The following is a 14,430-nucleotide window of genomic DNA, read 5'->3' as shown; positions in this document are numbered from 1 at the left end:
CGCAGCCGGAATCAGTCCAGATAGCCCCTCAGTTGGTCCGCGAAGGCGTGATCCCTCAGCTTGTTCAGCGTCTTGGACTCGATCTGCCGTATCCGTTCGCGCGTCACACCGAAGATCCTGCCGATCTCCTCCAGCGTGCGGGGGCGGCCGTCCGCGAGGCCGTAGCGGAGTTGGACCACCTTCCGCTCCCGCTCCCCCAGCGTCGACAGCACCGCTTCCAGGTGCTCCCGGAGCAGCAGGAACGCCGCCGACTCCACGGGGGACGTCGCGTCGCCGTCCTCGATCAGGTCGCCGAGGGCGACGTCGTCCTCCTCGCCCACCGGCGCGTGCAGCGACACCGGCTCCTGGGCGAGGCGCAGGACCTCGCTGACCCGCTCCGGAGCCAGCTCCAGGTGGGCCGCGACCTCCTCGGGCGTCGGCTCGTAGCCGCGCTCCTGGAGCATGCGGCGCTGGACGCGGACGACCCGGTTGATGAGCTCCACGACATGGACCGGGACCCTTATCGTGCGGGCCTGGTCGGCCAGGGCGCGGGACATGGCCTGCCGGATCCACCAGGTCGCGTACGTGGAGAACTTGTAGCCGCGGGCGTAGTCGAACTTCTCGACCGCCCTGATCAGGCCGAGGTTGCCCTCCTGGACGAGGTCGAGCATCGTCAGGCCGCGGCCGACGTAGCGTTTGGCGACCGAGACGACCAGGCGCAGGTTCGCCTCGATCAGGCGGCGCTTGGCCATGCGGCCCATGACGACGAGCCGGTCCAGGTCGAGTGCGAGCTGGCTGTCCAGGTCGGGGGTGAGCCGCAGCTTCTCCTCCGCGAACAGGCCGGCCTCGACGCGGCGGGCGAGTTCGACCTCCTCGGCGGCGGTCAGCAGGGGGATGCGGCCGATCTCCCGCAGGTACTGGCGGAACAGGTCCGAGGAGGGGCTGCCGGAGTCGGTGCGGGCCGGGGTCGGTACCACGACCTCAAGGGGCTCGGCCGTCTCGACGGCCTCGGCGGGCGGCTCCTCCGGCTCCGGTTCCGGCTCCGGGTGCTGCGGGGCGCGGCTCTGCGCCGGGACCGCGGAGAGGGCGTCGGCCTCCGCGTCCGGCGCGGTGCCGTCGGCACCGGGCGCGGCACCGGCGTCGGTCTGGGTGAGGGTCTGGGTCTGCACGGGGGCGACCTCCAGGATGATCGCTGCCGAGGAGGGCGGCAGCGGTACTTCGGGGGCGGAGTCGGCCTCGCCGCTTTCCGTCCCGTACGCGATGAGCGGAACCGCGGGGGTCTGGGACCCGTGGGTGACGGATCGGCCGCGCTCCGAGGACTCAGGCACCGGAACCCAGTGTGGGGTAAGACACATCGTCGCCACGAGGGGCGTGCGATGACTTTTTGCTTCCGGTCCGTGACCGCGTGGTGACCTCAGAGCGCGGCGGCGCCGTGTTCCCGGAGGGTCTGGTCGTACTGCTGGAGGACCCACAGTTCGTTCTGCACGGCGGCGAGCTCGGCCGGGTCGCCGTGGGTGCCGAGGCGGGTGAGCCGGCCGGTGATCTCGCGGATCCGGCGCTCGACGGCCCGGCGGCGGACCGTCACCAACTGGGCGCCCGCGTACACCTCGTCGGCGCCCTTGACGCCCTTGTGCAGCATGATCGCCTCGACGGCCAGCTCCGTGACCATCGCGCGGACCGCGTCGTCGGGGGCGGCCTCGCGGACCCTGACCAGGTAGTCCTGGGGGTCGGCGACGCCCGGTTCGGCGCCGCCCGCGTCGTGGATGGCCTGGCGGACGGCGGCGTAGGGCGGGGCGGTGAACTCGTCCACGCCGTACGCGTCGAAGGCCGGAGAGACCAACTCGGGGCGCTGGAGGGCGAGTTTGAGTAGTTCCCGTTCGGTGGCGAAGACCGGGTTGCGGAGGTTGAGGGCCGGGCCGCGGGGGGCGGCGTTCTGGGGTGGGCCGGAGTACTGCTGCCCCGGGTGGTGCCGCTGCGGGGCGGGGCCCTTGCCGCCGCGGTCGCGGGCCCAGCGGGCCAGCTGGGCGACGCGCTTGACCACGAACTGGGTGTCGAGGATGCCGAGCATGCCGGCGAGCTGGACGGCGACCTCGTGCTGGGCGCCGCTGTTCTTGATACGGGCGACGATCGGGGCGGCCTCGTCCAGGGCGGAGGCGCGGCCGGCCGGGGTGTCGAGGTCGTAGCGGCTCACGATCTGGCGCAGGGCGAACTCGAAGAGCGGGGTACGGGGTTCGACGAGGTCGGCGACGGCCTCGTCGCCCTTGGCGAGGCGCAGGTCGCAGGGGTCCATGCCGTCGGGCGCGATGGCGATGTAGGTCTCGGCGGCGAACTTCTGGTCGTCCTCGAAGGCGCGCAGGGCGGCCTTCTGCCCGGCGGCGTCGCCGTCGAAGGTGAAGATGACGCGGGCCGAGCCGTTGTCCATGAGCAGCCGGCGCAGGATCTTGATGTGGTCACCACCGAAGGCGGTGCCGCAGGTGGCGATGGCGGTCGTCACACCGGCGAGGTGGCAGGCCATGACGTCCGTGTAGCCCTCGACGACGACCGCGCGGGACGCCTTGGCGATGTCCTTCTTCGCCAGGTCGATGCCGTAGAGGACCTGGGACTTCTTGTAGATCGCGGTCTCGGGCGTGTTCAGGTACTTCGGGCCGTTGTCCGCCTCGTAGAGCTTGCGGGCGCCGAAGCCGACGACGTCGCCGCCGATGTCCCGGATGGGCCACATCAGACGGCCGCGGAAGCGGTCGATGGGGCCGCGGCGGCCCTCCTGGGAGAGGCCGGAGAGGATCAGCTCCTTGTCGGTGAAGCCCTTGCCGCGCAGGAAGCGGGTGAGATGGTCCCAGCCCTGAGGGCTGTAACCGACGGAGAAGTGCTGCGCGGCGGCCTGGTCGAAGCCGCGCTCGGCGAGGAACTGGCGGCCGGTGTCGGCCTCCGGGCTGATCGCGAGCTGCTCCATGTACCAGTCGGCGGCGATCTTGTGGGCCTCGACCAGGCGGATCCGCTCACCGCGCTGGTGGGAGGGGTTGTAGCCGCCCTCCTCATAGCGCAGGGTGATGCCCGCCTGACCGGCCAGGCGCTCGACCGCCTCCGAGAAGGTGAGGTGGTCGATCTTCATCACGAACGTGATGGTGTCGCCGCCCTCCTGGCAGCCGAAGCAGTGGAAGAACCCCTTGCTCGGGCTGACCTGGAAGGACGGCGACTTCTCGTCGTGGAACGGGCAGAGTCCCTTGAGGTTGCCACCGCCCGCGTTGCGCAGCTGGAGGTACTCGGACACCACGGCGTCGATCGGGACCGCGTCCCGTACCGCCTTCACGTCCTCGTCGTTGATCCTTCCGGCCACGCGTGAAGTCTACGGGGGCGGACCGACACTCCTGACAGCCCCGGCGGCTATGAGGCGAGGCTTTCCAGCGGGACGTGCGGGTCCGCCAGCGCCTCCGTGTTCACCCTCTCCTTGGAGCGGATCAGGCGCTGGATCTTGTCCGTGACGTCCCACACGTTCACGTTCATCCCGGCCAGCACCCGGCCGTCCTTCACCCAGAACGCGATGAACTCGCGCTTGCCCGCGTCCCCGCGGATCACCACCTGGTCGTAGGAGCCCGCGGGCGCCCAGCCGGAGTACTCCATGCCCAGGTCGTACTGGTCGGAGAAGAAGTACGGCACCCGGTCGTACGTCACCTCGCGGCCCAGCATGGCGCGTGCCGCCGCCGGGCCGCCGTTGAGGGCGTTGGCCCAGTGCTCGACGCGCAGCCGCGTGCCGAACAGGGGGTGCGGGAAGGAGACGACGTCGCCGGCCGCGTAGATGTCCGGGTCGGAGGTGCGCAGCCGCTCGTCGACGACGATGCCGCCGCCGTGGGCCCGGTCGGCGATCTCCAGGCCGGCCGCCTCCGCCAGGTGGGTGCGCGGGGCGGCGCCGATCGCCGCGAGCACGTCGTGCGCCGGGTGCTCCTCGCCGTCGTCGGTGCGGGCCGCGAGGACCATGCCGTCCTGGCCGACGATCTCGGTGAGCCGCCTGCCGAAGTGGAAGCGCACCCCGTGCTCGCGGTGCAGGTCGGCGAAGAGCCCGCCGAGCTCGGGGCCCAGCACGCCGTGCAGCGGGGTCGGGCCGTGTTCGACGACCGTGACCTCCGCGCCGTACTCGCGGGCCGCCGCGGCGACCTCCAGGCCGATCCAGCCGGCTCCGGCGATGACGAGGTGGCCGTTGTCCCGGCCGAGGTTGGTCAGGACGTGTTTGAGGCGCTCGGCGTGGGCGAGGCGGCGCAGGTGGTGCACACCGGCCAGGTCCGTGCCCGGGACGTCCAGGCGGCGGGGCTCGGCGCCGGTCGCCAGGAGCAGCTTGTCGTAGCGTACGAGGGTGCCGTCCTCGCCGAAGCGGACCGTCTTCGCCGCACGGTCGACGGCGTCGACGGTCTGGCCGAGGTGCAGCTCGATGTCGTGGGCCGCGTACCAGGCGGGTTCGTGCACGAAGACGCTGTCGCGCTCCTCCTTGCCGAGGAGGTAGCCCTTGGACAGCGGCGGGCGCTCGTAGGGGTGGTCGCGTTCGTCGCAGATCAGTATCACGCGGCCGGTGAAGCCCTCCGCGCGGAGCGTCTCGGCCGCCTTCGCGCCGGCCAGTCCGCCTCCGACGATGACGAATGTCTGATCCGCGTCGACCACTTGATGCCTCCTCGTCAGGATGTCGCCACTTGCGAGCGTCCCGCACGGAGCGTGATGCGGGAAGAGGGAGTGACCCGATCAGGCCACGGAGGGTCACATTCGGGGGTCTCGCGTCCCGCCCGTCGCGCCAGTCTCACCCCTGCCCCGTCAGACGGGCGTGAAGCGAACGGGCGGACGCGTCGGTGAGGGAGGCGATCTGGTCCACGATCACCCGCTTGCGTGCCCTGTCGTCCGCCGCCCGGTCGAACAGGGCGCGGAACTGCGGGTCCAGTCCGTCCGGGGCGCGGGCGGTGAGCGCCTCGGCCAGTTCGGCGACGACGATCCGCTGGTCGGCGCGGAGCCGCTCCTGCTCGGCGCGCTGCATGACGTAGAGGTCGGCGACGGCCTTGAGGACGGCGCACTCCAGCCGGGTCTCGCGCGGGACGACCAGCTCGGCGGCGTACCGGGTGAGCCGCCCGGCGCCGTAGGCGGTACGGGTCGCGCTCTCGGCGGCCAGGCAGAAGCGTCCGATGAGCTGGCTGGTGGCGTCCTTCAGGCGGGCCTGGGCGACGGCGGTGCCGTCGTAGCCGTGCGGCCACCACTCCTGGGCGAGGAGCCGGTCCAGGGCCTCGGCGAGCTCGGCGGGGTCGGTGTCGGCGGGCACGTACCGGCCGCGGGCGACCTCGAAGACGTCCCGGCGTTCGGGGTCGGCCTGGAGGCAGTTCGGGTCGATGTGACCGGCGTGCAGGCCGTCCTCCACGTCGTGCACCGAGTAGGCCACGTCGTCGGACCAGTCCATGACCTGCGCCTCGAAGCAGGTGCGGGTGCCGGGGGCGTCCTTGCGGAGCCAGTCGAAGACGGGGCGGTCGTCCTCGTAGACGCCGAACTTGTTCGAGGCCGGGTCGGTGGGGTGGGCGCCGCGGGGCCAGGGGTACTTGGTGGCGGCGTCGAGGGCGGCGCGGGTGAGGTTGAGGCCGACGGAGCCCTCCGGGGTGAACCGTTTGGGCTCGATGCGGGTGAGGAGTCTGAGGGACTGGGCGTTTCCCTCGAAGCCGCCGCAGTCCGCGGCGAACTCGTTGAGGGCCTGTTCGCCGTTGTGTCCGAAGGGCGGGTGGCCGAGGTCGTGGGAGAGGCAGGCGGCTTCCACGAGGTCGGGGTCGCAGCCGAGGGCCGCGCCCAGTTCGCGGCCGACCTGGGCGCATTCGAGGCTGTGGGTGAGGCGGGTGCGGGGGCTGGCGTCCCAGGCGGGGCCCATGGTGCCCGGCGTCACCACTTGGGTCTTGCCGGCGAGGCGTCGCAGGGCGGCGGAGTGCAGGACCCTTGCCCTGTCGCGTTGGAAGGCTGTGCGGCCGGGGCGTTTGTCGGGTTCCGGGGCCCAGCGGTCGACTGACGTCGGGTCGTAGGCCGGGGGGTTCTGTGCGGTGCCTGCCATGTGACGACAGTACGGGCACCGGTGCGCCGTGCGCCTTCGCGTGTGCCGAGTCCGGTGGTGTGGCGTCTGCGGGCTCGTCGTGGCTTGTCGCGCAGTTCCCCGCGCCCCTCAGGACGCGACCCCACGCCTGGTTTCAGGCCGAGGCCAGTGCCGGTTCGGCAGCCGTCGCAAGGGCTTCCTCGTAGCGGTGGAGGACGAGGTCGGCCATCGTCGGGTGGGTGCCGAGGGGGGCGGCCGCTATCCAGGGGGCCTGCTGGGCGCACTCCGTGGCGAAGCGGCCGGGGGCTGTGAAGTAGGACGCGAGGGCGATGTGGCGGCGCCCCCTCGCCAGGAGCGTGCGGACCGCGGTCGGGACCGTGGGGGTGGCGGCCGAGGCGTAGGCCGGGACGACCGGGACGCCGAGGCGGGCCGCGAGGAGGTGGGCCGTGCGGGCGGTGTCCGTCTTCGCGTCCGGGTCGCGGGAGCCCGCCGCGGCGAGGACCACCGCGCTGGTGCGGTGGGGTGTCCCGCCCCAGCCGGCTTCCGTGAGGCGGGCCTGGAGGGCGTCGACGAGGAGGGGGTGGGGGCCGAGGGGGGCCGCCAGGTGGGTGCGGGCTCGGGAGGCCGCCGCCATTTCGGGGATGTCCCGCTTGACGTGGTAGCCGCGGCTGAGGAGGAGGGGGACGAGGACCGCCTCGCTGTCTCCCAGGGCGGCGAGCGTGTCGGGGAGCAGGGGGGCGTTGAGCTCGATGTGGCCCAGGTGCACCGGCACGTCGGGGCGCAGGGCGCGGACCCGGTCGAGGAGTGCGCTCACGGTGCTCAGCGCGCGGGGGTCGCGGCTGCCGTGCGCCACGACCACGAGGGCGGGCGCGGTGGGGCGACGCGGGGCGGGCGGCGGGACGAGGCTGAGCTGACTGGGCATGCACCGATGGTCGCGGCGCCACGTTGCCTTCCCGTTGCCTGGGCGTCACGGGTGTTTTCCAGCGGTTCACGATGAAGGACAGGGGGAGTGTGAGGTGGTTTGAGCTGCGGTTTCCATGAAGTGAGTGAAGCTGGTCACGTGCGGGGGGATGAACCGGGCGGGCCGCCGGGACGTCCCTGACTGTCGAGGGGCCGACCTGGGGAGGGAGCGTCCGATGCGCCGTATGACGTTGCGCCGGCCGCGGCTGCCGCGTACCCGGCGGGGGCAGCGGCGGCTGGTGCAGGCCGTGATGGCCGGGTGCGTGCTCGCGCTGCTTCCGGCGACGTGGATGTACACCGTGGCGGGTGACCGGCTGCGTACGACGGCCGATGTGCCGCGTACCGATGTGGCCGTGGTGTTCGGTGCCGGGCTGTGGGACGGCGAGCCCTCGCCGTATCTCGCGCACCGGCTGGACGCGGCGGCGAAGCTGTACCGGCAGGGGCGGGTGGAGGTGGTGCTCGTCACCGGGGACAACAGCCGCGAGGACTACGACGAGCCGGACGCGATGCGCGCCTATCTGACCCGGCACGGGGTCCCCGACGGGCGGATCGTCAGCGACTACGCGGGGTTCGACACCTGGGACTCGTGCGTGCGTGCGAAGAAGATCTTCGGGGTGGACGAGGCCGTGCTGATCAGCCAGGGCTTCCACATCCGGCGGGCGGTGGCGCTGTGCGAGGCGGCGGGGGTCGCGTCGTACGGGGTCGGGGTGGACGCCGTGCACGACGCGACCTGGTACTACGGGGGCACCCGGGAGATCTTCGCCGCCGGGAAGGCCGCGCTGGACGCGGTGTTCCGGCCGGACCCGCGGTTCCTCGGGCCGCGGGAGCCGGGTGTGGAGAGGGCCCTGGCGGCGGCCGAGGGCCCTCTCCGTTAGGGCCTTCCGTCAGCGTCCGTCAAAGCGCGGGGGGCGCTTCTCCAGGAACGCCGTCATCCCCTCCTTCTGGTCGTCGGTGGCGAACAGGGCGTGGAAGACGCGGCGTTCGAAGCGGATGCCGTCGCGCAGGCCGGTTTCCAGGGCCCGGTCGACGCACTCGCGGGCGGCCCTGACCGCAGCGCGGCCGTAGGAGGCGATCGCCGCCGCCGCTTCGAGGGCCTCGGGCAGGACCCGGTCGTCCGGGACCACACGGGAGACGAGACCGCAGCGTCCAGCCTCCCGTGCGTCCATGGTGCGGCCGGTGAGGACCAGGTCCATGGCGGTGGCCCGGCCCACCAGCCGGGTCAGCCGCTGGGTGCCGCCGATGCCGGGGATCACACCCAGTTTGATCTCGGGCTGCCCGAAGACCGCCGACTCCCCCGCGACGACCAGGTCGCACATCATCGCGAGCTCGCAACCACCGCCGAGGGCATGGCCGTTGACGGCGGCGATCTTCGGGGTGCGGAGGTCGGCGAACTCCTCCCAGGCGCCGAAGTAGTCCTCGGCCGCCATGCCCGCGGCCGACTTCCCGGCCATCTCCTTGATGTCGGCGCCGGCCGCGAAGACCGTTTCCGAGCCGGTGACGACGAAGCATCCGACCTCGGGGTCCGCGTCCAACGGACGGAGTGCGTCGAGGAGTTCGGTCAGCAGCGCCGAGCTGAGCGCGTTGCGTACGTGCGGGCGGTGCAGGCGTACGGTCACGACCCGGCCGTCCCGCTCCAGCTTCAGGTGGTTCATCGGTATCCCTTCTACGAGTCCCAGATCGCGTCTACGAGTCCCAGATCGCGCCGTACGCCGGGACGCCCCGCCGTTCCAGGCCGTGGACCACCTGCCAGGTCAGCTTCTTGTTGGAGATGCAGATGACCGCCTCGGCGCCGAAGTCCCGGCAGGCCTGGTGGGCGAGGTGCACCATGTCGGGCTTGCCGTGCCGGGAGGTGTCCCAGATCAGGGCGTGCGGCTGGACGGCGAGGATCTCGTCGACCAGGGCGTCGCCGTAGGTCGCGCGGGGGTCGCGGGTCGCCCAGACGAGCCGGGAGGGCACCTGGGCGGCGAGCAGATGGGGCAGGCAGGGGCCGATGCCGCTGCCGGTGGCGACGTAGACCACCTTGGTGAACAGGACTTCGATGTTGGCGACGCCGGCGGTGGTGATGCCCTTGACCCACACCTGCCGGGGCAGGTCGTCGATGAAGGAGCCGGTCCAGTCGCCGGCCCGGGAGATCGTGAGCCGGAAGCCGGATTCGCCGGGGGCGGGGACGTTGGCGAAGGAGTGCCACTCCTTCAGCGGGCTGCGGCTGATCGCGGTGGAGGAGCCCGCGAAGGGGGTCTCACCGTGGTCGAAGCGGGCCAGGACGACATGCGAGGAGGGTCGTTCGAGGTGGACGTCGACCTTGCGCAGCCGCAGCCAGGGCAGGGCGACGCTGAAGGTGACCACGGCGAGGGTGCCGACCTCCCAGGGGCCCGGTGAGGCCAGCAGGGTGTGCGTCCAGAACAGGGCCAGCGCGCTCCAGCCGCCGAAGCGGTGGATCTTCTCGAACCGGTCGTGATGGCGGGAGCGGAAGGGCGGCAGGGCGGTGGCGATGATCAGGGCGAGGAGGCCGATCAGGGTCCAGCCGACGGCCCTGAGGGTGCCGCTGGGTGTCGTGATCGTCAGGGCCAGGAACCAGGCCGTGCCCGCCAGCGCCCCGCCGACGTGCAGGCCGCCGAAGTGGTACACCTTGCCCAGCGTCCAGCGGACCCGCAGCGGCCAGCTGGTGGGGGCCGAGGTCGCCAGCCGGAACAGCCAGTTGATGACGTACTGCTGGCGTACGACGACGGCGAGGGCGAGGTTGGCGAGGGCCGCGTGCCCGAGGGTGGCGGTGTCCAGCGGCCAACGGGCCCCGGCGAAGGCGACGTTGCCGAGGAGCACCAAGGCGGCCAGCCGGTTGTAGTGCATCAGACGGGGGTGTTTGAGCAGGCGGCGCGGGGCGGGCAGGAGTGGTGGGAGTCCGCCGTCGGTCTGCCGGTTCCGGGGTGGGGACGTGGTCATCGGGCCACCGCCACGCGCTGCTCGATCATGTGCAGCAGTGCCTGTTTGTCGACCTTGCCGCGGTCGGTCTCGGGGAGGAAGGCCAGCGGCACGACCTGCTCGGGGACGCAGTAGTAGGGCAGGGCGTCCCCGACCGCGCGGCGGGCCGCGTCCGGGTCGACGTCCGCCGGGCAGACGAAGGAGACGAGCGTCCGGGCGTCGCGTCTGAGGGTGACGGCCCGGGTGCAGCCGACGGCCGACTCCAGGACCGAGGAGACGGAGTCCAGCTCGACGCGGAAGCCGCGCACCTTGACCTGGTCGTCGGTGCGGCCCAGGTGCTCCAGTTCGCCTCCGGGGGTCCAGCGGCCGAGGTCGCGGGTGCGGAACATGCGGTTCCCGCCGCCGAGGAACGGGTCGGGGGCGTAGCGCTCGGCGTTGAGGGCGTCGTCGCCGAGGTAGCCGGCCGAGACGCAGGCGCCGCCGGCCCACATCTCGCCCACCTCGCCGATCGGCAGGGGGCGGCGGTCGGCGTCCAGGACGTAGACGGTGTTGTTGGGGGTGGGGCGGCCGATGGTGAGCAGCGGGGCGGCCGGGTCGTGGCGGCTCATGGTGTTGACGATGGTCGTCTCGGTCGGTCCGCAGCAGTTGAAGAAGGCGGCCTGCCGGGCCCATCGGTCGGCCAGTGGGCGCGGGCAGGGCTCCCCCGCGACGGCGACCGTGCGCACCCGGGGGCAGGCGGCCGGGTCGAGGCCGGACAGCACGGTCGGGGTCGCGATCAGCACGTCGGCGGTGCGGGCCGCGGCGGTGAGGTCCTTGCCCCGGACGACGAGGGTGCCGCCGTGGGTGAGGCAGCCGAGGATCTCCCAGGCGGCCATGTCGAAGGCGATGTTGAGGAGCTGGGCGACCCGGTCGCCGGGCCGGATGCCGAGGCCGCCGGGTTCGGTGAGCAGAAGGCTCGCGATGTTGTGGTGGGTGACCTTCACGCCGTTGGGGCGGCCGGTGGTGCCGGAGGTGAACAGGACGTAGGCGCCGTCGTCGCCGGTGACGCGGACGCTCGGGGCGGGGGCGTGGGGCAGCGGCTCGTCGAGCGGGAGCAGCAGATGGCCGTCCGGGAGGGGCACGCGGTGGGCGTGCTCGGTGACGGTGAGGACGACGCGGGTGCGGGCGGTGCGGATGACGTGGGTGAGCTGGGCCGGGGGCGCGAGGCCGATGTCCTGCGGGACGTAGGCGGCGCCGGCCTTCAGGACGCCGAGCAGGCCGACCAGCATCGGGATCGAGCGGCGGACGAACAGGCCGACGTGGTCGCCGGGGCGTACGCCCTCGCGGACCAGGCGGGCGGCGAGGGCACCGGCGTACCGGTCGAGCTCTCCGTAGGTGATGCGAGCGCCCTGGTGTTCGGCGGCCACGGCGTGCGGGGTGGCCCGGGCGTGCCGGGCGATGGCGTGGTGCAGGAGCGGGTCGGGGACGGGGACGGTCGGGCCGTGGCCGTACTGCCAAAAGAGTCGCTGGTCATGGGGGGTCAAGTGGCGCAGAGGCATGATCGGGTGGCCTCCTGGCTGTTTCGAGGTCGGATTGCCACCCGCGGGTCTGCCGCGGGTGGATGCAGCCGTGATCGGCGGGCATGCCCGGGTGTCGAACGCCGTGCGGAGTCGTGCGAGCGCTGCGCGTAGCGAGAGCGTAATGCGGCTGCTTCAACTCTCAACGAGGTCGGACCGGCCAAGAAAGGAACGCAATGAGCCACATGTGGCGTTTTTCGTCCCACAGGCAACGTCCGTGGCGGTCGGTGACGACCTCAAGGAGTGCGGGACTGTGTCCGGCCAGGGCGGCACGCCGTTGCCTCACGCGGCCGGGTCCGTGGCGGGGAGGTTGCCGTCCCGGCCGCGTAACAGGGGACCGGCCCCGGGCGTAACACGGCCGACGCAGGCTGAACGGTATGCAGAGCACCGTGACGCCCACGCACTGCCCGTACTGCGCCCTGCAGTGCGGGATGAACCTGACGCCCGTGCCGGACGGGACCGTCGAGGTGAGCGAGCGTGCGGACTTCCCGGTGAACCGGGGCGCGCTGTGCGGCAAGGGCCGGACGGCCGCGGCGGTGCTCGCGCCGGGCGTGCGGCTGACCTCGCCGCTGGTGCGGGACGAGGGCGGCACACTGGTGCCCGCCTCCTGGGAGGAGGCCCTGGACCGGATCGCGGCGGAGCTGGGCCGCACGCGCGCGCGGTACGGGCCGGACGCGCTCGGGGTGTTCGGCGGGGGCGGGCTGACGAACGAGAAGGCGTACGCGCTCGGCAAGTTCGCGCGGGTCGTGCTCGGCACCTCGCAGATCGACTACAACGGCCGGTTCTGCATGTCGTCGGCGGCGGCCGCCGGCATCAAGGCGTTCGGCCTGGACCGGGGGCTGCCGTTCCCGCTGGAGGACATCCCGAAGTCCGGCTGCGTGATCCTCGTCGGGTCGAACCTCGCGGAGACCATGCCGCCGTCGCTGCGGTTCTTCACCGAGCTGAAGGAGAACGGCGGCACGCTGATCGTCATCGACCCGCGCCGCACGAAGACCGCCGAGCAGGCGGACCTGCACCTCGCGCCCCGGCCGGGCACGGACCTGGCCCTCGCCCTGGGCCTGTTGCACCTGGTGATCGCCGAGGGGCGGGTGGACGAGGAGTACGTCGACGAGCGGACCGTGGGCTGGGAGGACGCCCGGGCCGCCGCGATGGCGCACTGGCCGGAGTACGTGGAGCGGATCACGGGGGTGTCCGTTCCGCAACTGCGGGAGACCGTACGGCTGTTCTGCGAGCCGGAGTCGGCGATGGTGCTCACCGCGCGCGGGCCCGAGCAGCAGTCCAAGGGCACGGACACGGTGGGCGCGTGGATCAACCTGTGCCTGGCGACCGGCCGGGCGGGCCGCCCGCTGTCCGGGTACGGCTGCCTGACCGGGCAGGGGAACGGACAGGGCGGACGCGAACACGGGCAGAAGGCCGACCAGTTGCCGGGCTACCGCAAGCTCGACGACCCGGCCGCGCGGGCGCATGTCGCCGAGGTGTGGGGCGTCGACCCGGACAGCCTGCCCGGGCCGGGGCGCAGCGCCTACGAGCTGCTGGACGCGCTCGGCACGGACATCAAGTCCCTGCTGCTGATGGCCTCCAACCCCGTGGTCTCGGCGCCGCGTGCCGCACACGTCGAGGAGCGCATCAGGTCCCTGGACTTCCTGGCGGTCTGCGACGTGGTGCTGTCCGAGACGGCGGCACTCGCGGACGTGGTCCTGCCGGTCACCCAGTGGGCCGAGGAAACCGGCACGACGACCAACCTGGAAGGCAGGGTGCTGCTGCGCCGCCGCGCGCTCACCCCACCGGACGGCATCCGCAGCGACCTGGAGGTGCTGCACGAACTGGCCGGCCGCCTGGGCGTGGAGAAGGGCTTCCCGACCGACCCGGAGGAGGTCTTCGAGGAACTGCGCCGGGCATCGGCGGGCGGGGCCGCGGACTACTCGGGGATCACCTACCGGAGGCTGGTGGAGGAGAACGGGGTGTTCTGGCCCTGTCCGGCGGAAGAGGCGGAAGAGCCGCGGGGCCCTGAGGACCGCCGTTCCTCCGTGAGGACAGGGTCGGGGATCCCCGCGCCCGGCCCGCACGGGCGGCCCGCGCCGAAAGAACCGGCCGGGTCCGACGACGTGACGGGCGGCCCCGACGCGGACGGTGCGGCGAGCGGCCCCGGCGCGGACGGTGCGGCGGGCAGCCCCGAGGCCGACAGTGCGGCGAGCGGCCCCGGCCCCGGCAGTGCGGCGGGCGGCCCCGGCGCCGACAGCGCGGCGAGCAGCCCCGGCGCGGACGGTGCGGCGGGCAGCCCCGACACCGACAGCGCGGCGAGCGGCCCCGGCAGTGCGGCGGGCAGCCCCGACGCCGACAGCGCGGCGAGCGGCCCCGGCAGTGCGGCGGGCAGCCCCGACGCCGACAGCGCGGCGAGCGGCCCCGGCAGTGCGGCGGGCGGCCCCGACGCCGACAGCGCGGCGGGCGGCCCCGGCGCGCAAGGGGGCGCGGCGGGCCGTCCGGCCGTCACGGGCGACGCACCGGTGCGGGTCCACCCCGGCACGCCCCGCCTCTTCCTCGACCGTTTCGCCACTCCCGACGGCCGGGCCCGGTTCGTGCCCGTGTCGCACCGGGCGATCGCCGAGGAGCCGGACGACGAGTACCCCGTACTGCTCACCACCGGGCGGGTCGTGGCGCAGTACCAGTCCGGGGCGCAGACGCGGCGGGTGGCGGAGCTGAACGCCGCCGCGCCCGGGCCGTTCGTGGAGCTGCACCCGAGGCTGGCCGCCCGGCTGGGGGCGGCCGAGGGGGACCCGGTGGCCGTCGTGTCGCGGCGGGGCCGGGCCGTGGCGCCCGCGAGGATCACGGACGCCATCCGGCCCGACACCGTCTTCATGCCGTTCCACTGGCCGGGCGAGGGCCGCGCCAACACCCTCACCAACCCCGCGCTCGACCCGACCTCCCGGATGCCGGAGTTCAAGGCGTGCGCGGTGCGGCTGGAGACCGTCGAGCGGTAGG

General features: G+C 73.1%; 10 protein-coding genes. 2 read left to right on the top strand and 8 right to left on the bottom strand.

What is annotated here, in order from left to right; genetic code table 11:
- Positions 1 to 11: 11 nt before the first annotated feature.
- From ACFZDE_RS07910 to ACFZDE_RS07890, 5 genes are all read right to left on the bottom strand, one after another.
- Positions 12 to 1,307 (bottom strand): sigma-70 family RNA polymerase sigma factor, encoded by a 1,296-nt coding sequence (locus ACFZDE_RS07910; protein WP_391198357.1) that lies wholly within the window; start codon positions 1,305 to 1,307, stop codon positions 12 to 14.
- A gap of 86 nt (positions 1,308 to 1,393) precedes the next feature.
- Positions 1,394 to 3,313 carry a DNA primase gene (gene dnaG, locus ACFZDE_RS07905; RefSeq protein ID WP_391198355.1) on the bottom strand — a complete coding sequence of 640 codons (1,920 nt, stop codon included), beginning with the start codon at positions 3,311 to 3,313 and terminating at the stop codon, positions 1,394 to 1,396.
- A 47-nt stretch (positions 3,314 to 3,360) separates the two neighbouring features.
- Positions 3,361 to 4,626, bottom strand: coding sequence for an FAD-dependent oxidoreductase (locus ACFZDE_RS07900; RefSeq protein WP_391198354.1), 1,266 nt, complete (start codon positions 4,624 to 4,626; stop codon positions 3,361 to 3,363).
- A gap of 133 nt (positions 4,627 to 4,759) precedes the next feature.
- Positions 4,760 to 6,037 carry a deoxyguanosinetriphosphate triphosphohydrolase gene (locus ACFZDE_RS07895; protein ID WP_391198351.1) on the bottom strand — a complete coding sequence of 426 codons (1,278 nt, stop codon included), beginning with the start codon at positions 6,035 to 6,037 and terminating at the stop codon, positions 4,760 to 4,762.
- A gap of 133 nt (positions 6,038 to 6,170) precedes the next feature.
- On the bottom strand, positions 6,171 to 6,938 hold the full coding sequence (locus ACFZDE_RS07890; RefSeq protein WP_391198348.1) for a CbiX/SirB N-terminal domain-containing protein: 768 nt from the start codon (positions 6,936 to 6,938) through the stop codon (positions 6,171 to 6,173).
- Positions 6,939 to 7,152: 214 nt separating this feature from the next.
- Between ACFZDE_RS07890 and ACFZDE_RS07885 the strand changes: the two genes are divergently transcribed.
- The gene (locus tag ACFZDE_RS07885) at positions 7,153 to 7,851 is read left to right on the top strand and encodes an ElyC/SanA/YdcF family protein (protein ID WP_390997060.1); all 699 of its coding nucleotides are present in this window, start codon (positions 7,153 to 7,155) and stop codon (positions 7,849 to 7,851) included.
- 9 nt (positions 7,852 to 7,860) lie between these two features.
- On the opposite strand, the gene ACFZDE_RS07880 is transcribed toward ACFZDE_RS07885, so the two are convergent.
- Genes ACFZDE_RS07880 through ACFZDE_RS07870 form a run of 3 tightly spaced genes read right to left on the bottom strand, consistent with a single transcriptional unit; the run spans position 7,861 to position 11,433 of the window.
- Positions 7,861 to 8,628: an enoyl-CoA hydratase-related protein gene (locus ACFZDE_RS07880; RefSeq protein WP_391198346.1), complete on the bottom strand. Its 768-nt coding sequence runs from the start codon at positions 8,626 to 8,628 to the stop codon at positions 7,861 to 7,863.
- A 31-nt stretch (positions 8,629 to 8,659) separates the two neighbouring features.
- Complete coding sequence (locus ACFZDE_RS07875) at positions 8,660 to 9,916, bottom strand: hypothetical protein (protein WP_390997056.1); 1,257 nt, start codon at positions 9,914 to 9,916, stop codon at positions 8,660 to 8,662.
- The gene (locus ACFZDE_RS07870; RefSeq protein WP_391198344.1) at positions 9,913 to 11,433 is read right to left on the bottom strand and encodes an amino acid adenylation domain-containing protein; all 1,521 of its coding nucleotides are present in this window, start codon (positions 11,431 to 11,433) and stop codon (positions 9,913 to 9,915) included. Before ACFZDE_RS07870 ends, ACFZDE_RS07875 begins: the two co-directional genes overlap by 4 nt.
- A gap of 395 nt (positions 11,434 to 11,828) precedes the next feature.
- Here ACFZDE_RS07870 and ACFZDE_RS07865 point away from each other — a divergent pair, with 395 nt between their 5' ends.
- Positions 11,829 to 14,429, top strand: a complete 2,601-nt coding sequence (locus ACFZDE_RS07865; RefSeq protein ID WP_391198342.1) for a molybdopterin-dependent oxidoreductase — start codon at positions 11,829 to 11,831, stop codon at positions 14,427 to 14,429.
- Position 14,430: the final 1 nt, after the last annotated feature.

Origin of the sequence: Streptomyces sp. NPDC007929, from assembly GCF_042959065.1 — a bacterium.
In the GTDB taxonomy this organism is placed as follows: domain Bacteria; phylum Actinomycetota; class Actinomycetes; order Streptomycetales; family Streptomycetaceae; genus Streptomyces.
Note: the sequence above shows the minus strand (reverse complement) of the source record. Positions and strands in the feature narration are given on the sequence as shown.

Excerpts from the sequence above, each read along its gene's own strand:
- ACFZDE_RS07895 (WP_391198351.1), bottom strand. The coding sequence starts at position 6,037 with ATGGCAGGCACCGCACAGAACCCCCCGGCCTACGACCCGACGTCAGTC.
- ACFZDE_RS07870 (WP_391198344.1), bottom strand. The coding sequence starts at position 11,433 with ATGCCTCTGCGCCACTTGACCCCCCATGACCAGCGACTCTTTTGGCAG.
- ACFZDE_RS07890 (WP_391198348.1), bottom strand. The coding sequence starts at position 6,938 with ATGCCCAGTCAGCTCAGCCTCGTCCCGCCGCCCGCCCCGCGTCGCCCC.
- ACFZDE_RS07865 (WP_391198342.1), top strand. The coding sequence starts at position 11,829 with ATGCAGAGCACCGTGACGCCCACGCACTGCCCGTACTGCGCCCTGCAG.
- ACFZDE_RS07885 (WP_390997060.1), top strand. The coding sequence starts at position 7,153 with ATGCGCCGTATGACGTTGCGCCGGCCGCGGCTGCCGCGTACCCGGCGG.
- ACFZDE_RS07880 (WP_391198346.1), bottom strand. The coding sequence starts at position 8,628 with ATGAACCACCTGAAGCTGGAGCGGGACGGCCGGGTCGTGACCGTACGC.
- ACFZDE_RS07875 (WP_390997056.1), bottom strand. The coding sequence starts at position 9,916 with ATGACCACGTCCCCACCCCGGAACCGGCAGACCGACGGCGGACTCCCA.